This is a genomic window from Roseobacter ponti (assembly GCF_012932215.1).
Classification (GTDB): domain Bacteria; phylum Pseudomonadota; class Alphaproteobacteria; order Rhodobacterales; family Rhodobacteraceae; genus Roseobacter; species Roseobacter ponti.
In genome coordinates this window covers 884,977-906,326 of the sequence record NZ_CP048788.1, presented here as the reverse complement: position 1 = coordinate 906,326, position 21,350 = coordinate 884,977, and the positions used below count along the sequence as shown (strand labels likewise).

At 61.1% G+C, this 21,350-nt stretch carries 23 protein-coding genes and 1 other RNA gene; 6 read left to right on the top strand and 18 right to left on the bottom strand.

All coding sequences use genetic code 11. The features are described 5' to 3' along the window. Window positions 1–51 precede the first annotated feature (51 nt). Window positions 52–216, bottom strand: a complete 165-nt coding sequence (locus tag G3256_RS04440) for a hypothetical protein (protein WP_169639671.1) — start codon at window positions 214–216, stop codon at window positions 52–54. Window positions 217–381: 165 nt separating this feature from the next. Between G3256_RS04440 and G3256_RS04435 the strand changes: the two genes are divergently transcribed. After that, window positions 382–957, top strand: a complete 576-nt coding sequence (locus G3256_RS04435) for a hypothetical protein (protein ID WP_206040794.1) — start codon at window positions 382–384, stop codon at window positions 955–957. Here G3256_RS04435 and G3256_RS04430 read toward each other — a convergent pair. From G3256_RS04430 to G3256_RS04420, 3 genes are read right to left on the bottom strand one after another with little or no spacing between them, the layout of a single operon-like run. Continuing rightward, window positions 932–2,713, bottom strand: coding sequence for an SLC13 family permease (locus tag G3256_RS04430; RefSeq protein WP_246227777.1), 1,782 nt, complete (start codon window positions 2,711–2,713; stop codon window positions 932–934). The genes G3256_RS04435 and G3256_RS04430 overlap by 26 nt on opposite strands. A 48-nt stretch (window positions 2,714–2,761) precedes the next feature. Beyond that, window positions 2,762–3,676 (bottom strand): DMT family transporter, encoded by a 915-nt coding sequence (locus G3256_RS04425; RefSeq protein WP_246227775.1) that lies wholly within the window; start codon window positions 3,674–3,676, stop codon window positions 2,762–2,764. After that, window positions 3,673–4,485 (bottom strand): TIGR00282 family metallophosphoesterase, encoded by an 813-nt coding sequence (locus G3256_RS04420; protein WP_169639670.1) that lies wholly within the window; start codon window positions 4,483–4,485, stop codon window positions 3,673–3,675. The genes G3256_RS04425 and G3256_RS04420 overlap by 4 nt, the downstream gene beginning before the upstream one ends. 119 nt (window positions 4,486–4,604) lie before the next feature. Between G3256_RS04420 and G3256_RS04415 the strand changes: the two genes are divergently transcribed. Then, window positions 4,605–5,447, top strand: coding sequence for an SDR family NAD(P)-dependent oxidoreductase (locus G3256_RS04415; RefSeq protein ID WP_169639669.1), 843 nt, complete (start codon window positions 4,605–4,607; stop codon window positions 5,445–5,447). On the opposite strand, the gene G3256_RS04410 is transcribed toward G3256_RS04415, so the two are convergent. Then, a complete protein-coding gene (locus tag G3256_RS04410) occupies window positions 5,444–5,998 on the bottom strand; it encodes a 5-formyltetrahydrofolate cyclo-ligase (RefSeq protein WP_169642322.1) in 555 nt (184 codons plus the stop codon). The genes G3256_RS04415 and G3256_RS04410 overlap by 4 nt on opposite strands. Window positions 5,999–6,006: 8 nt before the next feature. After that, the gene (gene mgtE, locus G3256_RS04405; RefSeq protein WP_169639668.1) at window positions 6,007–7,398 is read right to left on the bottom strand and encodes a magnesium transporter; all 1,392 of its coding nucleotides are present in this window, start codon (window positions 7,396–7,398) and stop codon (window positions 6,007–6,009) included. A gap of 104 nt (window positions 7,399–7,502) precedes the next feature. Between mgtE and guaD the strand changes: the two genes are divergently transcribed. Further along, window positions 7,503–8,801, top strand: coding sequence for a guanine deaminase (gene guaD / locus G3256_RS04400; protein ID WP_169639667.1), 1,299 nt, complete (start codon window positions 7,503–7,505; stop codon window positions 8,799–8,801). Between the two features lies 1 nt (window position 8,802). On the opposite strand, the gene G3256_RS04395 is transcribed toward guaD, so the two are convergent. From G3256_RS04395 to G3256_RS04375, 5 genes are all read right to left on the bottom strand, one after another. Next, entirely contained in the window at window positions 8,803–9,225 is a 423-nt protein-coding gene (locus G3256_RS04395) for a CAP domain-containing protein (RefSeq protein ID WP_246227773.1), read from the bottom strand. After that, window positions 9,222–10,520: an 8-oxoguanine deaminase gene (locus G3256_RS04390; RefSeq protein WP_425501552.1), complete on the bottom strand. Its 1,299-nt coding sequence runs from the start codon at window positions 10,518–10,520 to the stop codon at window positions 9,222–9,224. The genes G3256_RS04395 and G3256_RS04390 overlap by 4 nt, the downstream gene beginning before the upstream one ends. Before the next feature lie 38 nt (window positions 10,521–10,558). Next, window positions 10,559–11,374, bottom strand: a complete 816-nt coding sequence (hisN, locus tag G3256_RS04385) for a histidinol-phosphatase (RefSeq protein WP_169639665.1) — start codon at window positions 11,372–11,374, stop codon at window positions 10,559–10,561. 62 nt (window positions 11,375–11,436) lie between these two features. Then, a complete protein-coding gene (locus G3256_RS04380) occupies window positions 11,437–11,808 on the bottom strand; it encodes a helix-turn-helix domain-containing protein (protein ID WP_169639664.1) in 372 nt (123 codons plus the stop codon). 482 nt (window positions 11,809–12,290) lie between these two features. Continuing rightward, a complete protein-coding gene (locus G3256_RS04375; protein WP_169639663.1) occupies window positions 12,291–13,172 on the bottom strand; it encodes a LysR family transcriptional regulator in 882 nt (293 codons plus the stop codon). Window positions 13,173–13,298: 126 nt separating this feature from the next. Between G3256_RS04375 and G3256_RS04370 the strand changes: the two genes are divergently transcribed. The 3 genes from G3256_RS04370 to G3256_RS04360 all read left to right on the top strand — a co-directional run bounded on the left by G3256_RS04370 (window position 13,299) and on the right by G3256_RS04360 (window position 16,230). Beyond that, on the top strand, window positions 13,299–13,508 hold the full coding sequence (locus G3256_RS04370; protein WP_169639662.1) for a DUF1127 domain-containing protein: 210 nt from the start codon (window positions 13,299–13,301) through the stop codon (window positions 13,506–13,508). A gap of 176 nt (window positions 13,509–13,684) precedes the next feature. Then, the gene (locus G3256_RS04365) at window positions 13,685–14,461 is read left to right on the top strand and encodes a Bax inhibitor-1/YccA family protein (RefSeq protein WP_169639661.1); all 777 of its coding nucleotides are present in this window, start codon (window positions 13,685–13,687) and stop codon (window positions 14,459–14,461) included. Between the two features lie 134 nt (window positions 14,462–14,595). Further along, entirely contained in the window at window positions 14,596–16,230 is a 1,635-nt protein-coding gene (locus G3256_RS04360) for a sulfatase-like hydrolase/transferase (RefSeq protein WP_206040793.1), read from the top strand. Window positions 16,231–16,300: 70 nt separating this feature from the next. Here G3256_RS04360 and rpmG read toward each other — a convergent pair whose 3' ends face one another. From rpmG to G3256_RS04325, 7 genes are all read right to left on the bottom strand, one after another. Beyond that, entirely contained in the window at window positions 16,301–16,468 is a 168-nt protein-coding gene (gene rpmG / locus G3256_RS04355) for a 50S ribosomal protein L33 (protein ID WP_011454349.1), read from the bottom strand. A 344-nt stretch (window positions 16,469–16,812) separates the two neighbouring features. Then, window positions 16,813–17,221: RNase P RNA component class A (gene rnpB / locus G3256_RS04350), an RNA gene on the bottom strand. Between the two features lie 78 nt (window positions 17,222–17,299). Next, complete coding sequence (locus tag G3256_RS04345) at window positions 17,300–17,950, bottom strand: N-acetylmuramoyl-L-alanine amidase (RefSeq protein WP_169639660.1); 651 nt, start codon at window positions 17,948–17,950, stop codon at window positions 17,300–17,302. Between the two features lie 9 nt (window positions 17,951–17,959). Next, window positions 17,960–18,763 (bottom strand): hypothetical protein, encoded by an 804-nt coding sequence (locus G3256_RS04340; RefSeq protein WP_246227772.1) that lies wholly within the window; start codon window positions 18,761–18,763, stop codon window positions 17,960–17,962. Then, window positions 18,754–20,241, bottom strand: a complete 1,488-nt coding sequence (gatA, locus tag G3256_RS04335; protein WP_169639659.1) for an Asp-tRNA(Asn)/Glu-tRNA(Gln) amidotransferase subunit GatA — start codon at window positions 20,239–20,241, stop codon at window positions 18,754–18,756. The genes G3256_RS04340 and gatA overlap by 10 nt, the downstream gene beginning before the upstream one ends. Further along, window positions 20,241–20,528, bottom strand: coding sequence for an Asp-tRNA(Asn)/Glu-tRNA(Gln) amidotransferase subunit GatC (gene gatC / locus G3256_RS04330; protein WP_169639658.1), 288 nt, complete (start codon window positions 20,526–20,528; stop codon window positions 20,241–20,243). The genes gatA and gatC overlap by 1 nt, the downstream gene beginning before the upstream one ends. Before the next feature lie 32 nt (window positions 20,529–20,560). Further along, complete coding sequence (locus G3256_RS04325) at window positions 20,561–21,217, bottom strand: ceramidase domain-containing protein (RefSeq protein WP_169639657.1); 657 nt, start codon at window positions 21,215–21,217, stop codon at window positions 20,561–20,563. Window positions 21,218–21,350: the final 133 nt, after the last annotated feature.

Below are 21,350 nucleotides of genomic sequence, written 5' to 3'. Positions count from 1 at the left end.
GGCACCGGACCAGGTGTTCATATGCGCCGGTCCGGCGGGACGGATCAGGTCTCAGCGTCCGTAGACATGGGCGTGTGCGGTTTTCAGCGCGTCTTCGGGGAACATATCAAGATCCCAGCCCGTGCGACGGTCCATCCGGCGCAACTCGTTGTATGTGCGGTTGAACCGGACACGCTTTTCGACAGCGTCTGTGAGGCGGTTAACAATCGGTTTCATCAGCTTTACCTTTCATCAGTAACACATTCTGATACCGCTAACATGTGGTCTCTCAGACACTTCGGCAACGCATAATAGCGAAGACCAGAGGTGCATTTGCTGCATAGCGGCATGGCCGTGGTCAGAGCGGTCGCGGCACAGGCTTCGACAACGCTTCTTTAAGACATGCGCGTTAGTGTATCTTCCGTAACCGGAGGCCCTGCCCTGACCCTTTACCGTCCTCAGCCACCTGCCCGTGTCGGGGCTGCGCATCATCGCCGCCGGCCCGCGCATGAGATTACGGCAGAGTACGAAGACGCAGGTCTTTTCCGCAACGCGCTGTGTGATGTGATCGTACGGCTGACACCTCAGATGCGCCGCAACGATCGCGGCGACCTGGTGGTGCGCGGCTTCGTCGACGAAAAATATGAGATAGATGTGCTCTTTGCCGGCCGCCGCACACGGGATGCGATCCCGCTGGAGCGGCGTCTGCGCAGCCTCATCGCCGAGGCGCGCCGGCTTACACCAGGGCAGGAAGTTTCCCCCGACAGCGTCCGCCTGCCGGTGCGGGTCGAAGGCGCCTGGCGCAAGCGTCTTCAGCGCGACGCTTCGGGGTGGGAGACCGGCACTCACCATCTCGTCGCTGCCCGCTGGGCCATGGAGGCACAGACAGGCAGCGCCATGCAGTTCGGCGAACAGGTCATCGGTCGGGAAGGCCGGACCGGCGCCCCGCCCCCTAAAGCGGCCAGATCAGCGGAATGATAAACGACACCAGCAGCGCCATAGACAGATTAAGTGGCAGACCGACCCGGATAAAATCCGTGAAACGGTAGCCTCCCGGCCCGTAAACCAGCGTATTCGTCTGATACCCGATGGGCGTGGCAAATGCACAGGAGGCCGCGATCATAACCGCGACAACCAGTGGTCTCGGGTCAAGCCCCAGCGCCAGTCCCAGCCCGATGGCCAGCGGCGTCATGATAACCGCAACGGCATTGTTGGACACCAGTTCCGTCAGTGTCGAGGTCATCACGAACATCACCAGTACCACAACGGGTGGCGGCAAAGACTTCAGGCCAGGAGATACAGCGTCCACTATCAGCGCAACCGCGCCCGAATGCTGCAGCGCCGCCCCCACAGCCAGCATCGCAAAAATCAGCGCCAGCAGACGACCGTCGATAAACGAAAACGCCTCATCCGCATCAATGCAGCCGGTTACGAGAACCAGCGCCACCGCGAGAACCGCAAGCAACAGAATGGGTGCCACATCCAGCGCCGCCAGCGCCACAATCGCCACGAGTGCCGCGATTGCGACGGGCGCATGACGGCGGCGATACGCGCGCGCCGAGGGTGCAGCCACATCAACCATATCCATATCGGTTGCGAGTCGCTGGATATCCTCCGGAGCGCCCTCTAGCAGAAGGGTGTCACCGACGCGCACGACAAGATCTTCGAGTTGCCGGCCGATGTTCTGATTGCGCCGGTGCACCGCGAGCGTATAGACGCCGTAGCGCCGGCGCAGGCGCAGCGACCCCAGGTTGCGCCCGATCATTTTACACCCCGGTGTGATCAGAACTTCGACGGTCGCGGTTTCAACCGAGGAGACCTGATCCACGGGGCGCACATCTTTGCTGCTCTGCAGGCTCAGCAGTTCGGTCATCCGGGTGCGCAGCACGACCCGGTCGCCGGTTTTCAGCGTCACGGCCTTAAGATTGCGCCGCAAAGAATTGTCACCGCGCACCACGTCTACCAGACGTACCCCGTCGCGTTTGAACAGCGAAACCTCCAGTGCCTCACTGTCGATCAGGTTGCTCTCCGGCGGAATGACGACTTCGGTGAAAAATTTCTTCTGTGAGGGGTCTGAGAGCATTGTCGCCATGCTGTCACGCTCGGGCAGCAGCCGCGGCCCCAGCACCGTCATGTACAAAAGCCCCCACGCACAGACAACGAGGCCGATGGGCATGATCTCAAAGATCGAAAACGGCTCAAGCCCCTCGGCACGGGCCACACCATCCACCAGCAGGTTGGTCGATGTTCCGATCAGCGTCAGAGACCCGCCCATGATCGCGGCATAAGACAGCGGTATGAGCAGCTTTGAGGCTTTCGTCCCCAGCGTCCGCGACAATTGCACGACCACCGGGATCATCACAACGACCACGGGCGTATTGTTCATAATCGCCGAGGCTCCCATGACCGACAGGATCACCCCGGCAACCGCGGATTTCGGATGGGTCCGGGCATAGCGTTCGGCAAGGTTGGTCAGCACCACAAGCGCACCGGTGCGCACCAGTGCACCCATCACAATGAACATCGCAGCGATCGTCCAGGGCGCCGGGTTGGACAGAACCGCGAGCGCATTGTCATAAGGCAGCACCCCGAGCGCCAGCATCAGTGCGGCACCGGCGATCGCCACAACCTCTGTGGGATAGGTTTCCCGCACAAAAAGCGTGAACATCACCGCGACGACCCCGAGGGTCACAAAAGCGCCGGTCGTCTGAGAAAGCTCAATCAGCGGTGTCAATGGCGGGGTGTCCTGAAGGATATGCGCACACGTCCCACTCTTGCGTTATTATCCGTCAGCCACAAGATCGCTTTTGCGACGCGGCTGTACCAGCCAGATTCCCGCAAACATAAGTGCCATCGCTGCCCAGATCCCGGGCGAATACGTCTCATCAAGGATCAGCTTCGCCCAGAAAACGCCAAACCCGGTCACCAGATAGCTGACCTGCACCGTAAAGACCGGACCCGCACGACCCACCATCCAGACGTATCCGGCATAAACCAGCACGTGGATCGCAGACCCCGCAATCAGCGCCTGCCCTTCCGGGGTGAGCGCTGCGCCGGGCGGTATCCACTGTCCGGTCAGGACGGCCACAGGCAGCATCATCACCGCCCCCATCAGCGAGGCACCATAGAGCACCTGAAAAGCATCAAGACCGGCGGTGCCGAACCTGGCCACCAGGTTGCCTTCGAGGCCATAACAGAGACTGGCAATCAGCGCGACGACGATCCAGAAAACCGACAGGTTCATGGCCTGTGCGCCGGGCACGGCAATCATCAGCACACCGACAAGCCCCAGGCTCAGACCCGCAAGGCGCGGCCAGGAAAACCGGTCAAGCCCCATCGCCAGTGCGATCGGAAAGGCCAGCATCGGCACCATCGAAAGCAGCAGCGACAGGATCCCCGACGGCAGATGTACAGCCGCCTGGTATGAGGTCGTATTTGGCAGCACCGTTCCGATCATCAGCACCATCAGGCAGATGGCAAGCTGCGGGCGCGTCACGGGGAGCTTTGTGCCACGGATCAGTCCGATCACCGACATCAGCACCGCGCCGATCACCAGCTGCCAGAAAATCAGGCCGAAATGCTGATACCCGGTGGACACTGCGATCTTGGTCAGCGGCAGAGTGATCCCCCAGCCCGCCCCCATGACAATGAGCACGGCGATGAAGAACGCAGCTTCCCGACGGCTGCGGCCTGTCACGGGGCCGCGGCCTGCAGAAGTCCTCCGTCGCGCACCATCGCGATCCGCGTCGCCATACCGGTCCGGTCGTCAGTTTCGACATAGACGCCGGAGAGAGTGGCATCACCGGTTGCGGGCGTAAAACGCTCCTTGGGCATCCCGGTCAGAAAACGCCGCAACGGCTCCTGTTTTTCCATGCCGATCACCGAGTTATAGTCGCCGCACATCCCGGCATCCGTCAGATAGCCGGTGCCCCGCGCCAGAATCATCGCATCCGCCGTGGGCACATGGGTATGGGTGCCCACAACAAGGCTCGCACGCCCGTCGCAGAAGTGACCCATCGCCATCTTTTCCGATGTCGCTTCACAGTGAAAATCGACCAGAATGGCATGGGCCAGCCCGCCGGGCGGATGCGATTTCAGCACCGGCTCCAGCGCCGAGAACGGATCATCAAAGGGCCTTTTCATAAACACCTGACCCAGCGCCTGAGCCACCAGTACCTTGCGGCCGTTACGTGCGGAAAAAAGCCGCGCGCCCTTGCCGGGTGCTGCCTTTGAAAAGTTCAGCGGCCGGATGATGCGTGGCTCCTGTTCGATGAACCTGAGCATGTCTTTCTGATCAAAGGCATGATCCCCGAGCGTCAGACAATCGGCACCGGCCTCCAGCAGTGTCTGCGCATGCGCGGCCGACAGCCCCATGCCCGATGTTGCGTTTTCCGCGTTCACAACGATAAAGTCGAGCTTCCACGCATCGCGCAGGCGTGCCAGATTTTCACACACGGCGCGGCGGCCCGCGCGCCCCATCACATCACCAAGGAACAGAATTTTCATGAAGAGGATGGGTAGGGCGGCCAGGCATCCACGGCAAGGGAAAAGATGCTGAAACCGGTCGCGGCATATCACCAACAGAAGAACCGGGCCGGTCCGGCCGGTGGAACAGGGAGAGACATATGACCTGGAAGCAGATTGCAGACACGGGCGGCGTGGCCGTCGTCACCGGCGGTGCAAGCGGCGTGGGCCTTGCGGCGGCCCGGTATCTGGCACAACGCGGGTTTGACCTGCTGCTCGCTGATATCAGCGCGGATGCACTGGACAAAGCCGCCGCCTCGCTGCGCTCGCCGGGCGGGCGGGTTGAAACCGCCGTGACAGATGTTGCCCGTGCTGACGATCTCAAAGCCCTCGCCGATCAGGCTTTCTCAATGGGGCCTGTCGCCGTGCTGATGAATAACGCAGGCATTGCGCAGCCCAGCAGCACGCTCGATATCACCGACGCCTGGCGGCAGATTATCGACGTAAATTTCTACGGTATCCTGAACGGTGTGCAGGCCTTTGTACCCCGCATGATCGCAGCCGGCCGTCCCGCCACAATAATCAACACAGGCTCCAAACAGGGGATCACCACCCCGCCCGGAAATCCGGCTTATAACGTCAGCAAGGCCGCGGTAAAGGTGCTGACCGAGCAGCTTGCGCATGAACTGCGCGAAGAAGGCGCACCGGTGAATGTGCATCTTTTTGTGCCGGGCTTTACCTATACCGGGATGATTGCGGAAATAATGCCGGAAAAGCCGCCCGCGGCCTGGACCAGCGAGCAATGCGTGGACTGGCTTTTTGACCGGATCGGGGATGGAGATTTCTACGTCCTTTGCCCCGACAACAGCGTGACGCCGGCAGTTGATGCGCGCCGGGTGCTCTGGTCTGCGGGTGATATCACCGAAAACCGGCCTGCCCTGTCGCGCTGGCATCCGGACTGGTCCGAGCAGTTTGCAGAGTTTGAAAAAGATGCCGCTGATTAACCCCGCAGATCAATTACGTCCTGCTCGGTAACAATCAGATCAAGCGGCTGGTCCGTTGACTCCAGCGGCAGGCTCCCGGCCTGCTGTGCACCATAGGCAAATCCGACCGCCAGTGTCGCCCGGCGCGCGCGCAGCTGCTCAAGCGTCCGGTCATAGAACCCGCCGCCATAGCCCAGACGCCCGCCGTGCAGATCGAATGCGACAAGTGGCACGATAAGGATTTCGGGCTCGAAATAATCGCAGTCTGCAGGGACCAAAGCCCCGAAGGTACCCTCGGTCATCACAGTATCCGGCTCCCAGCGGGCAAAGAGCAGCGGCTCGCCTGCCCCGGTGATCACCGGCACCCCGACCAGGCCATGCGCGCAGGCTTCTTCCATCGCGGGTCCCGGATCAATTTCTGTCCGGATCGCCATATATCCGGCCAGAGGCACGCCACGAAAACCGGCAAGCAGTTCGGAAAGGCGCGCAGCCCCCGTGCCGGGATCGACCGCATGGGCCGCCTTGCGGCGGGCAAATCCGTCCTTTCGCGCGGCGGCTTTGATCGCGGCCATATCCGACGTCACAGCAGCACCAGGACCGCCAGCCCGAGGAAGGCAAAAAAGCCGACCACATCCGTCACCGTCGTCACAAAGGCCCCCGAGGCCAGTGCCGGATCGACGCCTACACGCTCCAGTATGACCGGGATGACCGTACCGGCGAGCCCTGCCACCACAAGATTGATCACCATCGCCGTGGCAATGACATAGCCCAGTTGCGGCGAGCCGAACCAGATAAAGCCGACGATACCCATGATCACCGCAAAAATCAGTCCGTTGATCAGCCCAACCAGAACTTCCCGCCGGATCACCCGCCAGACGTTGGCACCGGTCAGGTCCTTGGTCGCAATCGCGCGCACCGCCACTGTCAGCGACTGGGTGCCGGCATTGCCCCCCATTGAGGCCACGATCGGCATCAGAACGGCAAGCGCCACAATCTGCGCGAGCGCCACTTCAAACTGCGCGATCACCAGCGAGGCGGCAATCGCCGTGACCAGATTGACCGCAAGCCAGGGCAGGCGCTGTTTTGTTGTGTCCACCACGCGGTCCGACAAAGAGCCCTCGCCGACGCCGGCCAGACGCAGGATATCTTCTTCATGCTCTTCATCCAGCACGGCCATCGCGTCATCGATTGTGATCACACCGATCAGCCTGCCCTCGTCGTCAACGACAGGAGCAGAAATGAGGTGATACTGGTTGAACGCATAAGCGACATCGGATTCTTCCTGCATCGCGGGTATGACGCGAAAGGTTTCTTCCTTCAGATCCATCAGCTTTGTGGCTCTTTTGGAACGCATCAGCTTGCCAAGGGTCACATTGCCCACCGGGTGCAGGCGCGGGTCAACGATGACGATGTGATAAAACTGGTCGGGCAGCTCTTCTTCCGGTGTTGCGCGCAGAAAATCGATTGCCTCGCCCACCGTCCAGTGCTCGGGCGCCATGACGACTTCACGCTGCATCAGACGTCCGGCTGAATACTCCGGATAGCCCAGGGCCTGACGCACCGCGACCCGATCGGCATCTTCAAGCGCTTCTAGAATGGCCTCCTGCTGGTCGCCCTCAAGATCCTCGACAAGGTCGACAACATCGTCGCTGTCCATGTCGCGGATCGCCTGGTTCAGCACCTGCGGCGTCAGAACAGCAATGACCTCTTCGCGGATTGCCTCATCAAGTTCTGACAGAATCTCACCGTCGAACTCCCGGTCGTAAAGGCGGATAAGCCGCGTCCGGTCAAAGGCGTTTATCTGTTCAAGCAGGTCAGCGATGTCGGCCGCATGCAGCGGCTCCATCAGCTCAATGAGCTTTTCGCGGTCCTCGATATCAACAGCATAAAGGATGGCTGCGATGGCTTTGGGACCCAGCAGATAGGCTTCGTCTTCCACCTCCGCTTCGATCTGCCCGGTCTCGTCCGACATGCCGCGCCTCCTCTTTTGCCAGACCATAGGGGCCGGGCATGACGGATACAATGGTCCCCCGTTCTGACGTTGCCCTGACCTCTGCCTGCGCCTAAAAAGGAGCCATGAGCAGCACCGATCTCCTTCTGGGAATGACCTTCGGCACATCCGGAAACCCGTTTCTCGCCCCGTATGACGAGGTTATTTCGGTTAATACCCGGGGTGGCGTGCTGCTGCGCGACGGAAAGATCGCCGAGGTCGGTGAAGCCGATGACCTGCGCGCCCGCCATCCGGATGCCCGGGTGACGGACTACGGCGGGCACCTTATCTGCCCGGGGTTTATCGACGCGCATGTGCATTACCCGCAGACCGCCATCATCGCGAGCTGGGGCAAACAGCTCATCGACTGGCTGAATACTTATACTTTTCCCGAAGAGATGCGGCTGAGCGACCCGGAGTTCGCACGTCAGACCGCAGAGGGATACCTTGATCTTTCACTGGGACACGGCACCACCACCGTTGCATCCTACTGCACCATCCATCCGCACAGCGTGGACGCGTTTTTCGAGGCCGCACTGGCGCGCGGGCTGCGCGCGGTGGCCGGCAAGACCTGTATGGACCGCAACGCGCCGCCGGATCTTCAGGATACCGCACAGTCGGCATATGACGACAGTAAGGCGCTGATTGAAAAGTGGCATGGCAGGGGACGTCTCGGCTATGCGATCACGCCAAGGTTTTCGCCCACGTCGACACCGGAACAGCTCTCAGCGCTTGGTGCGCTCTGGGCGGAGCATCCGGACTGCCTGATGCAGACGCATCTTTCAGAGCAACCCGCAGAGGTTGACTGGGTAAAGGGCCTCTTTCCACAGGCGCGCGATTATCTGGACACTTATGAGGCCCACGGGCTGCTTGGTGCGCGCGGTGTCTATGGCCACGCCATCCATCTGGAAACGCGCGAAACTGACCGGATTGCCGGGGCCGGCGCTGCACTTGTGCATTGCCCGACCTCCAACACCTTCATCGGTTCGGGGATGATGGATGTCGCAGGCCTCGCGGCGCGCGGAATACCGCTCGGGATGGCAACCGATACCGGAGGCGGGTCGTCGTTTTCGATGCTGCGCACGATGGCCGCGACATACGAGATTGCACAGCTGCGCGGCACAGCGCTGCACCCGGCGCAGCTTTTGTGGCTGGCCACGGCAGGGTCTGCACGAAGCCTGCATCTTGATGATCATATCGGACGGATCGCTCCGGGTCTTGAGGCTGATCTCACGGTGCTTGACCTCGCGTCGACACCAGCAATCGCGCAGCGCCATGCCCGGGCAGAAGGTATCTGGGAAGCGGTTTTTCCGACGCTGATGATGGGAGATGACCGCGCAATCGCTGACGTCTGGACCGGCGGGATGCGCCGTTCAGAGCGCTGATCTAGCAGGGCTGCGCCAGCACCATAACCCAGATCCGACCAGGTCCTTCGACCAGCGCGAACTCCCGGACGTCGCGAAGCAGCATATTGCGCCGGTGGCCAGAAGAGGCCGCCCACCTGTCCATCACCTCATAAAGGCTGCGCTGCCCCCGTGCGATGTTTTCAGCGATGTAGCACCATTTGTATCCGGTGCGGGCAACCCGCTGGCCGATGTCCGATCCGTCACTGCCGGTGTGGCTGAAAAATCCGTTTTCCAGCATGTCGCGCGCATGGCCCGCTGCGGCCTGTTCCAGTCTCTCCGACCAGCCGACCGCAGCCCGACCCTGGTCAGCGCGGAACTGGTTGAGCACCCGCACAGCCTCTTCACCGGCCCACAGCGACTGTGCAGACAACAGCAGAATGAGAAGTGTCGCTACGGGTTTCACAGAGCCTCCTGCAGGTTGCGCGCCATGCTGTTTTGTCTGCGCACCAGCGCCCCTAGGTCAAGTGTCTTCAGCTGACCGTCGCGCACGACCTCGCGTCCTTCGACGAAGAGATCCCGCACCGTGACCGGCCCGGCCAGCAGCAGTGCCGCCGGATCCCAGCTGCCCGCGCTTTCGATACCGGAGACATCCCAGACGGCAATATCCGCACGGGAGCCAACCTCAAGCCGGCCGCACTCCGGGCGACCGAGGATATCGGCACCGCCGCGTGTTGCAATCTCCAGCGCTTCGCCGGGGCTCATGGCGTCCGCGCCGCGCGCCACGCGCTGCAGCAACATCGCCTGACGGGCTTCGGCGACAAGATTGCCCGCGTCATTGCTGGCCGACCCGTCAACGCCGAGGCCAACGGGCACGCCCGCATCGCGCATGGCGCGCACCGGCGCAATACCGCTCCCGAGCCGGCAGTTGGAGCATGGGCAATGCGCCACACCGGTGCCCGTGCGCGCGAAAAGCGCTATCTCTTCGGGATCCAGACGCACACAATGGGCATGCCAGACGTCCGGTCCGACCCAGCCCAGTTCTTCGGCATATTGTCCCGGCCGACATCCGAACTGCGCCAGCGAATAAGCAATATCCTCCTCGTTTTCAGCAAGATGCGTGTGCATCATCACGCCCTTGTCGCGCGCCAGCAGGGCGGCATCCCGCATCAGTTCCCGGCTCACCGAGAAGGGCGAACAGGGCGCGACCCCGACCCGGCACATCGACCCGGGCGACGGATCGTGAAAGGCGTCAATGACGCGGACACAGTCGTCAAGCACAGCAGCTTCTGTTTCTACCAGATCATCGGGCGGCAGGCCGCCGGCAGAGACACCGATGCTCATTGCCCCGCGTGTCGGCTGAAATCTCAGGCCGGTTTCCGCCGCTGCGTGGATCGTATCATCAAGACGGGCCCCGTTTGGGTAAAGGTACAGATGATCGGAGGTCAGCGTGCATCCCGAAAGCGCAAGTTCGGCCATCCCGACCTGAGCCGAGGTGAAAAAATGCTCCGGCGTAAACTTCGCCCAGATCGGATAGAGCGCCTGCAACCAGCCGAAAAGCAGCGCGTTCTGGCCCGCCGGCACGGCCCTTGTCAGCGTCTGATAAAGATGGTGGTGCGTGTTCACGAGGCCCGGTGTCACAACGCAGCCCGAAACATCGACGACAGGCAGACCGCCCGCGTTTTCCGGGCCGATGTCTGCGACTACCCCGTCACGGATCACCAGGTCGGCGTTCTGCAGAACGCGGCGGGTGGCATCCATGGTGACAAGATGCGCTGCACCGCGCAGGATCAGACCGTTCACGAGAGTGCCTCTTTCAGAATGGCCAGAGCTTCGGCGTGGATCTGATGGTTCGCCGCGGCGAGCGCCCGGCCCCCGTTATGGGCCGGACCGCCCTGCCAGTCCGTGACCATACCACCCGCCGCCGTAATGAGTGCAACAGGCGCCTGAATATCATAGGGGGCAAGGCCGGCCTCGATCACAAGATCAATCTGACCCGCCGCGAGAAGTGCATAGGCATAGCAGTCCATACCATACCGCGCGAGCCGGGCCTGACCTGCCACCGCGCGGAATGCTGCCCCGTCGTCTTCGGTGCCGACCTCCGGAAAGGTTGTAAAGACGATTGCCTGTGACAGATCGCGCGGCGCGAGGGTGCGCAGACTGGCTGACCCCTGCGGGCCCGTCATCTGCGCCACCCCGCCGGTGCCGGTAAACCGCTCACCGATATAGGGCTGGTCAATCAGGCCGTAAAAGGGACCATTTTCATCCGAGCAGGCGATCAGAACGCCCCACGTTGGTGTACCGCTGATGAACCCGCGGGTGCCGTCGATCGGATCAAGGACCCAGGTCAGACCGCTTGTGCCGGAAGATGTGCCGTATTCCTCACCAAGGATTGCGTCGTCCGGACATTCGCGCGCGAGAATATCCCGCATGGCGCGCTCTGCCGCCCGATCTGCTTCGGTGACGGGATCAAACCCGCCGGCAAGCTTGTTATCGGATGCCAGTCCGCTTTTGCGAAAGAACGGCAGGATCGTATCCCGCGCAGCATCAGCAAGCAGCTGTGCTATGCGGTCTGTCTCTTTAAGGTCGTGAACAGTCTTGCCGGCTGATGTCATACACCGATACTTGGCATCCGCGCCCGAACCCTGCAAGCCTCAAGCGCAGCGTTAGCGGCGTCTCAGGCGACGTCGCTCAGAACCCGGGCCAGTTCAAAGAGACGTCGGCGCTGGTTTTCAGGAATGGCGTAGTACGAGCGGACAAGATCCATCGCCTCTTTGTCGCCCATCATATCAACCGGCACGGTATCCGCTTCACGGCTTTCGGGTGCACCTGATTTGAGACCTTCAAAGAAGAAGGCGACATCCACTTCAAGTGCATCGGCGATATCCCAGAGCCGGGACGCGCTCACCCGGTTGGCACCGGTTTCATATTTCTGAATTTGCTGGAATTTGATACCGACACATTCCGCGAGTTTCTGCTGTGTCATCCCCACCAGCCAGCGGCGCTGACGGATACGCTTACCTACATGTACATCTACGGCATGTGCCATTCGGTTTTCCCTGTTTCTGGCCGGATAACACCGGGCCGGGGCGGCAGATCATCGCCGTAAACAACGGCCCCGCCACATACTTGTTACAATTGAAGATCATATTGAAAAGCCTTCCCGGATCAATAAAAATCCATGAACTCACCCGAAGGTTGCCGTGTTTCGGAAACCGGTTCCGCCCGGTTCTGTGGTAAAGAAATAACTGTTTTTGTCTCACTAACAGCGTTTGCGGCACCTTCAGACTGTCGGTTATCTCCTCCCAATAACTGATTATCGTTTCTTTTCGCACACTTGATGGTTGTGTCCGTAATAATACTGAGTTCTTAAGGCAACCTTACGTAAGTTGTGCGATTTTGCTGACGTATGGCTGCGGAAACGCACATATCGATTGGGCCCCGGAACCCTCTTCTGAATGATTATTCAATCATAATCGCCTGCAGATCTTTCCGCGCGCGAACCCGGATTCAGAGAACAATGAGCAATCCTCAGGCATTCACAGCGCGCAACTTCGCACCTTCAGATCCGGCGAACGCCCGGCGCAGAAATCCGGCCAGCGTGTCATGTACGAGGCCCTTGCCGGACTGCGCACCATAAAGATTAATCATCTGTTCAGGCAGATCCGGCAACGTTCCGTTGTGGTCAATCCGTTCCAGATGCGGCGGCTCGGTCCCTTCGATCATCGTATGAACTGCCAGATCGGCACTCACGGTGGCCTCAATCGTTCTGTCACTTTCCGTTTCGACGATGACGCTCCAGGGGATTCCTGCAGTATCCAGCGCTTCGATAACCCGGGGGCGGAAAGTGCACTGCCGGCCAAAGGCCAGACGCAACGGCGTGTGCCGCCATGCCGTTCCGCCCGGCGCCCCGATCCAGCGCAGAGGTTTGTGGCAGAGCGTCTCAGACCCCGGATCCGCAGAGGTCTCTGTCGTCAGGATCAGATCGCATTCGCCCTTGCCAAACTGATCTTTGAGCGCCCGTGTGTAAGACGAGACCAGATGCACACGCATCCGCGGAAAAGCTGTGTTGAACTGTTTAAGAACCTGAGGAATGGCCGGATAGACGATGTCATGCGGTACGCCGAGCACGATTTCGCCTTCGTATTCCTGATCGGTCAGACGGCTGATCACCTCGTCGTTCAGCGCAACCATACGCCGGGCATAGACCAGCAGCTGCTCTCCCGATGCTGTCAGTGCAATCGTGCGTCCGGACCTGTCGAGGAGATCGACATTCAGGATTTCTTCCAGCCGTTTGAGCTGCATGGAGACCGCTGACTGTGTGAGATGCAGAAAACCGGCAGCGCGGGTCACGCCGCCGGCGTCCGCCACCGCCACAAAAGACCGCAGGGTCGTAACGTCAAGATTTCTCATATCAGCATCCGTGATGATTAGCGCAACAAACATTCGTTTTAAAAATGAACCACGTGATGCCAGATATATCAAACAAAATGATGAAAGAGTTTTAAACCATCACACAATCGGAAAGGAAATCCTCCCATGTCCCTGATCGATACAATGACCCGCCCCGTCCGCCACACCCGCAGCGGAACCTCGCTGCGCACCCGTCTTGACCTGTGGCGCTCGCGCCGCGCGCTTGCCCGTCTCGATACGGCAGCGCTGCACGATATCGGCGTCTCTGAAAAGGCTGCACGGAAAGAGGCACGCCTCACCGTCTGGGATGTGCCCGCAAGCTGGAAAAACCTTTAATCTGACCGCCCTGCGGGCGCCGGATGCGCAGGAACGGACCACGGGTTAACCATTTCTGCGCAATCCGGCGTATTCCTGAGCGAAAAGCCTTGAAATAGCCACCGTTGAACCCGATATTCATTCGGAGAACGCGCAGAAGGTCTGACGCGTCTGTTGAGATTATTGGAGGTCTTAATATGGCTGACGTGAATACAATCCGGTCCGCGGCCGGATCCCGCGCCGCCCAGATTGATGAGGGTCTGCGCACCCATATGAATAAAGTCTACGGCACAATGTCCGTGGGCATGCTGATCACATTTGCCGCTGCCTGGGCTATTTCCGGCCTGGCGGTGACAACCGATCCGGCGCTGGCAGCAGCGCAGATCGGCCCTGATCAGTATCTGACAAGTCTTGGTGCCGCACTTTATACCTCGCCTCTGAAATGGCTGGTGATGTTCGCGCCGCTGATCTTCGTATTCGGCTTCACCGCCGGCCTTAACCGGATGTCCGCTGCCACAGCACAGACCGTTTTTTACGTCTTTGCAGCAGTGATGGGCGTGTCTATCAGCTCGATCTTCCTTGTGTTCACAGGGTACTCAATCGCACAGATATTCCTTGTAACGTCGATCGCATTCGCCGGTCTGTCGCTCTGGGGTTACACCACGAAAAAAGATATCTCCGGCTGGGGCAGCTTCCTGTTCATGGGCCTTATCGGTATCATCGCGGCGTCCATCGTGAACCTTTTCATCGGCTCGCCGGCGATCATGTTCGCGGTCTCCGCGATCGGTGTCCTGATCTTTGCAGGGCTCACAGCCTATGACACGCAGAACATCAAAAACACCTACCTCGCGCACGCCCACCACGGTGACCAGGAATGGCTGCGCAAGTCCGGTATCATGGGCGCTCTCAGCCTCTATCTGAACTTTATCAACATGTTCATGATGCTGCTGCAGCTCTTCGGCAACCGCGAATAATCCGGTTTCCGAGACCCGAGAACAGCCCGCCGGCTCACAGGAGCCGGCGGGTTTTTTTATGCGCGCTGCACGCGCCGGGTCTCGACAAACTCCTGGCAGAGGTCATCAATGACCGGAGTTAAAAGGGGATAACCGTGAACATTCTGTGGATTATGTTTGACCAGCTGCGGTTCGATTATCTGAGCTGCGCCGGCCATCCGACCCTGCAGACACCCAACATCGACCGCCTGGCCCGCAAGGGCGTCCGTTTCACCAACGCATATACACAGTCCCCCGTCTGCGGCGCCGCCCGGATGAGCGCCTATACCGGGCGCTATGTCAGCTCGCACGGCGCACAGTGGAACGGTGTGCCGCTGAAGGTTGGCGAGCCCACCCTGGGCGATCACATGCGCGCGCACGGCACCGGCTGCTGGCTGATCGGCAAAACGCACATGCGGGCAGACAAAGCAGGAATGGCGCGGCTTGGCCTGACACCCGACAGCGTAATCGGCGCACGCCAGGCCGAGTGCGGGTTTGACATCTGGTGCCGCGATGACGGGCTCTGGGCCGAAGGACCAGGTGGCCCCTATGACAACGCGCGCAGCCCCTATAACGAATACCTGAAGAGCCGGGGGTACGGCGGCGACAACCCCTGGGCCGATTTCGCAAATGCCGCGGCGGATGACGACATCATCGCCAGCGGCTGGTTCATGAAGAACGCAGACCGGCCCGCGAATATCCGTGAAGAAGACAGCGAGACCCCCTGGCTCACCACGCAGACGATAGACTTCATTGCTCAGGCAGAAGGACCCTGGTGTGCGCATCTGAGCTATATCAAGCCACACTGGCCCTATATCGTGCCAGCGCCCTATCACGATATGTATGGTCCGGCGGACGTCGTACCGGCAACGCGCGATCCTTGTGAACTTTCCGATCCGCATCCTCTCTATCAGGCCTTTACCGACACCATCATCGGGCGAAGCTTCCGGCGCGATGATGTGCGCGACAAAGTCATCCCCGCCTATATGGGTCTGATCCGGCAATGCGATGATCAGATGGGGCGGCTCTTTGACTGGCTGGAAGAGAGCGGGCGCATGGAGGACACGATGATCATTCTGACATCGGACCACGGGGATTATCTGGGCGATCACTGGCTGGGCGAAAAAGATCTCTTTCACGCGCCTTCAGTAAAGGTGCCGCTCATTATCTGTGACCCGCGGGAGAGCGCGGACCCGACCCGGGGCACCACCTGTGACGCGCTGGTGGAATCCATTGACGTGACCGCAACGATCATTGACGCCGCAGGCGCGACAATACCGGATCATATCGTCGAGGGCCGGTCACTGGTGCCGTATCTTGGGGGACAGACACCTGATGATGCACGTGACTTTGTGATCAGCGAATACGATTATTCCAAACATCCGGTCGGTACCACACTGGAAGCGCCGCCGCGTGATGCAAGGCTTTTTATGGTGGCCGATCACGACTGGAAACTTGTCCACTGTGCTGCCGGGTACCGGCCCATGCTCTTTGATCTGCGCAATGATCCTGATGAGCTCAGAGACCTCGGAGCAGATCCGGCCTGTGCGACGGCCAGAGCACAGATGTATGAAAAGCTGCACGCCTGGGGGCTGCGCATGTCACAGCGGCTGACCGTCTCTGAGGATGAGATCAGGGCGCAGCGCGCAGGCGGCAATGATACCGGCGTTCTGCTTGGCCTCGTGGATGGCAGTGAGGTCGCGCCGGACCTCGTCGCGCGGTATCGGGGCAAGGTCCCGCGCCGTCCCTGAGGCCGGTACGGTGCAACGAAAAAGGCCGCACCCAGAAGGATACGGCCCTGAAACGCAATCGAAGGCAGTCTTACTTGATCTTGCCTTCTTTGTATTCGACGTGCTTGCGCGCAACCGGGTCATACTTACGAACAACCATCTTCTCGGTCATGGTGCGGGCGTTTTTCTTGGTCACGTAGAAATGGCCTGTCCCCGCCGAGGAGTTCAGACGAATTTTAATGGTGGTTGGCTTAGCCATGTTAAGTCTCCTGCTGCGCGCGCCCTCCGGTGAGGGGGCGCATAAATCCTGAAACCCGGCTTTTAACCGGATGCCCGCGCGAGTCAACTGCAAAAGCTCCTACCGGCGCGCTGGTGTGATCCGGCCCCTGTCTGCCCGAGATCGCAGCGCCCGCGAGGGAGCTCGCGCCGGGTTAAGCTGTCACCGCTTTGCAGCGCTTTTTGTTCAGGGTCCACCCGACTTTCCCGGGGGCGCAACGACCGTCGCGGCATGATTTTGAAACGTCCGGGCACAGACGGTGCAGACACCGGGCACGGCCCCGTATGCACGCGGGACCTGGCGCCCTGTCCCGCAGGGCCATGAATATGCGCGGAAGGCCTGTAAGCCGGATTCTGTTCCCCGGGTTGCCCCGGTTCGATGACCATTCCTCTGACCATACGATTGCCCGTATGGCTACAGCTGCCAACCCGGATCTGCTGGGGCAAAAGCGGCCCCGCCTTCCGTTGCCGGTCGGCACGCGATCCCTATTTGGCATTGCTCCCGGTGGGGCTTGCCGTGCCGCTTCTGTTGCCAGTCGCGCGGTGGGCTCTTACCCCACCGTTTCACCCTTACCCGCCACTGGTTTCGGTTGCCCGACCGGGTGACAAGGCGGTTTCTTTTCTGTGGCGCTTTCCGTCGGGTTACCCCGCCCGGGCGTTACCCGGCACCGTTACTTCTGGGAGTCCGGACTTTCCTCGACCCCGTTGCCAGGACCGCGGCCATCCGGCCTTCCGCGCGCTGCAGGTCGTGCGCTGAAAGCGGGCTCAAGTCAATGGGGCTGATCCTGTGGCAGGGCCCCCACGGGCGCTTTTGTCACCGCGCAGCGTTGCCGACGTCGTACCAGAGCCGGCAGTCCGCGTCACATACCGGCCCCTGCCGCCAGGGCGCAAAGCGAAGCCGGGTTGCTGTGAGCAGGGTTTTCTCGTCCACATCGGCGGTAAAGCCGGCCGCACGCGCCGCCGTGCGGAAATCCCGCGGCATGTCGGCGGGCGGAACCACCGGACCGGCAAGTCCCCTGCGGGCCAGGCGGGCCCAGTCGAACCGCGGACCGGGGTCAGATTTGCGTCCGGGCGCCATATCAGAGTGGCCGATGACATCCCCGGGCGCGATCGGGTGCCGCGCAAGTATGCCGGTCAGGAGGTCTTCAAGTGCTGCCATCTGAGGTTCAGGAAACGGGTGCCTGCCGGTATTGTCGAGCTCAATCCCGACGGAGCGGGAATTTATATCTCCGAGACCACGCCACTCGCCCGCACCGGCGTGCCAGGCGCGATCTTTTTCATCAACCATCTGCGTGACCTCACCCCAGCGGTCGATGAGGTAATGCGCTGATACTTCCGCTGACGGATCGCAGAGCCGGTCGAGCGCCGCCGCAGCATCTGCCATCGCTGTGTAGTGAAGAACCACGATGTGGGGTGTCAGGCCGCTACGGCGCGCACCGCAGTTCGGTGACGGACGGGAGTGCATCCCGGCAGATCAGCCGCTGGAGGCCTTGCGGAACGGTCTCGGATCCCATCTGCAGGCATAGCCGTCACCATCCGGATCAAGTCCGAGGCGATCACGCGCTGGCCCGCCGCGCGACAGAAATTCGATCTGCGCCAGGTCGGGTGAAGCATATTTCGCGCAGTTGCGCTCGGCCCGTGCGGCGCCGTTCAGACCGGCGCGGGAATAAACCTTTGTGCCTACCGGATGCGACGTCTGCAGCGCAAAGGCTACCACGTTGGGCTGATCGCCGGCGGTGCGCTCAGGCAGCGCTGTGGGTGCCACAACCTCGTATTGCGCCTTGTTCCGCTCGATCCGCGCTGCGTCGCTTTCAATCGTCTGACGTTCCGCCACGGCGGCAAAGTCATTTTCATCCGAGATGCCGGGATTGTTCACGGCACCGGGTGCAGGATTGGACGGGCTCGCCTGCAACGGGGCCACGCCTGAGTTCCGGGCCGCACCCTGCGCCCCGCCGGGGCGTGTTGCATCGAGAACCCGCGTTGCTTCAAGTGCCGTCGCTTCGGCTGAGCCGGCTATGGGCTCATAGCCGGTTACGGGGCCCGGAGCACCAGTGCCGCCCGGCGGCGCAATTATTGTGTCAGGCACCCTCGTGGTCGAGGATTCCAGCGCGGCGTTTCGCGACTGAATGCTGTAGGTATCAAAACCGACCCCCCGCGCACTGTCAGGAATTTGCTGGGCACAGGCCGCAAGGCCGGCCAGCAGAAAGGGTGCAAAGGTTAAGCGGATGCGCATCATCAGGGCCTGTGTGTTCTGGTTTTCCCGGAAGGCTACCACCATTTTCCGGGCTTTGCCACAAATCCCGCCGATTGCTCGAGGCGGTAAGCCGCCGAAAGCAGGTCGGCCTCTGCCCAGGGTTGCCCGATGAGTTGCAGACCCAGCGGCAGCCCCTGTTTATCCAGACCCGCAGGCACCGAAATTCCGGGCAGACCGGCTAGGTTAACTGTGACTGTGAATATGTCGTTGAGATACATCGCCACAGGGTCGGCATCTGTCATCTCCCCGAGGCCAAAGGCCGCCGAAGGCGTTGCGGGCGTCAGGATGGCGTCAATTCCGGCAGCAAACACCTCTTCGAAATCGCGTTTGATCAGGGTCCGGACTTTGCGTGCACGGTTGTAATAAGCGTCATAAAAGCCCGCCGAGAGCACATAGGTGCCAATCATCACACGGCGCTGCACTTCCGGCCCGAAACCCTCGGCGCGGGTCTTTTCATACATCTGAGTGATGCCGTCGCCCTGCTCAAGCGTTGCCCGGTGGCCGTAGCGCACACCGTCATAGCGCGCGAGGTTCGAGGACGCCTCCGCCGGCGCAATAACGTAGTAAGCAGGCAGCGCGTATTTGGTATGCGGCAGCGAGATATCGACGATCTCGGCACCGGCGTCTTTCATCATCGCGATGCCCTCCTGCCAGAGGGCCTCGATCTCACCCGGCATGCCTTCCATGCGGTATTCTTTCGGGATGCCGATCTTTTTGCCGCGGATATCACCGGTCAGTGCGGCCTCGAAATCGGGCACGGGAATATCGGCGGACGTGCTGTCTCTGGGGTCGTGCCCGCACATCGCCTCGAGCATGATCGCAGCATCGCGCACGGATTTGGTCATCGGGCCGGCCTGATCGAGCGAGGATGCAAAAGCCACGATCCCCCAGCGCGAGCACCGCCCGTAGGTCGGTTTGATCCCGACCGTGCCGGTAAAGGCCGCCGGTTGCCGGATGGATCCGCCTGTATCCGTGCCGGTTGCGGCAAGGCACAGATCTGCGGCCACCGCCGAAGCGGAACCACCCGAAGACCCGCCCGGCGTCAGCGCCGTGTCGTCATTGCTGCGCCGCCACGGGTTCACGGCATTGCCGTAAACGGATGTCTCATTCGACGAGCCCATCGCGAACTCATCCATGTTGAGCTTGCCCAGCATGACCGCGCCTGCGTCTGCGAGCTTCTGGCTCACGGTGGATTCGTACTCCGGCAGAAACCCCTGAAGGATCCGCGAGCCCGCCTGAGATGCCACACCTCTGGTGCAGAAAAGATCTTTGATCCCGATAGGCAGACCACACATCGCGGGCGCATCACCTGCCGCCAGCCGCGCATCCGCCGCCGCCGCGCGTTCCAGAGCCAGCTCAGGCGTTTTGTGCACGAAAGCATTCAGCACGCCCGCATCTTCGATCGCCGCAAGACAGGCCTCTGTGAGGTCCTTTGACGTGGTCTGGCCTGCCCGCAGCGCATCGCGCGCTTCTGCCAGCCCCAGTTTGTTCAGTTCGCCCATCACTCAACCACCTTCGGTACTGCGAAAAACCCCTCGCGCGCGTCGGGCGCATTGGCGAGAATTCTGTCCTGCTGGTCACCTTCACGCACCTCATCGGCACGCTTTGGCAGCACCTGCGGGGTCACGGATGTCATCGGCTCCACCCCTTCGATATCAACCTCGCCCAGTTGCTCGATGAAACCCAGGATGGTGTTGAACTCGCCCGCCAGCGCCGGCAGGGCTTCAGGCTCGACCCGGATCCGGGCCAGTTTCGCGACACGCGCAGCTGTTGTCTCGTCAATGGACATCGAAAGGTTTCCTCTTCAGCTCAGAGCGCCGTTTACCGCGCAGCCTGCCGCTTGCCAAGCCCGGAGCGCAGGTAGATGGCAATCATCCACCCCAGCATCACGCCGTTGAGCAGATGCCAGACAAAGTGCGTGCCCAGAGGCCACTGCGGACAGAGCGGCAGATCGGCTGTGCGAAAGGCCAGCGAGACCACCAGGAGCGCTGCGCCCACCGCCAGCCCGCGCGCCAGCCCGGGCAGACGCCGGCGCAGCAGTATCGAATAGATCAGGATCAGGAGCGGCACCGGCGCATACCCTGCCGAAGACCCGAGCCAGGGCATCAGGTCAAAGACCGGCACCAGCAGTATGGCGTAGGGGATAAACAGCGCGGTCACGACAAGTGCTGTCGAGGTCCCCATCCCCCAGGCATCCCGGTTCATCGCATAGAGATAGAGCAGAATGAATATTCCGATCGGGACAACATCCGCCACCCCCGCCCAGACCTCAGCGTGAGTGTGAAAAAGATAGCTGCCAACCCCGATGCCCCCCAGAACCAGACAGAGTGCGCGTGCCAGCGGCACCCCTGCCGCACGCTGCCACATCACTGCCGCGGCGAGCACAAAAGCAAGATTTGTCACCGCATTCACGGGCTCTGACCAGTATTCCGGCCCCGTCCGCTCGCAATAGGCATCCACCGCCCGTGTCCAGTCCATGCTCTTCAACGCCCCTTTCTGCACGCCCTGCCCGAATATCCCCGGCCCAGGGGGTCTCGCAGGACGAAAAAACCTCCCGGCAAAGGGTCCCCAATCCAGCAAAACAGCACTACACTCGACCTATCGCATCACG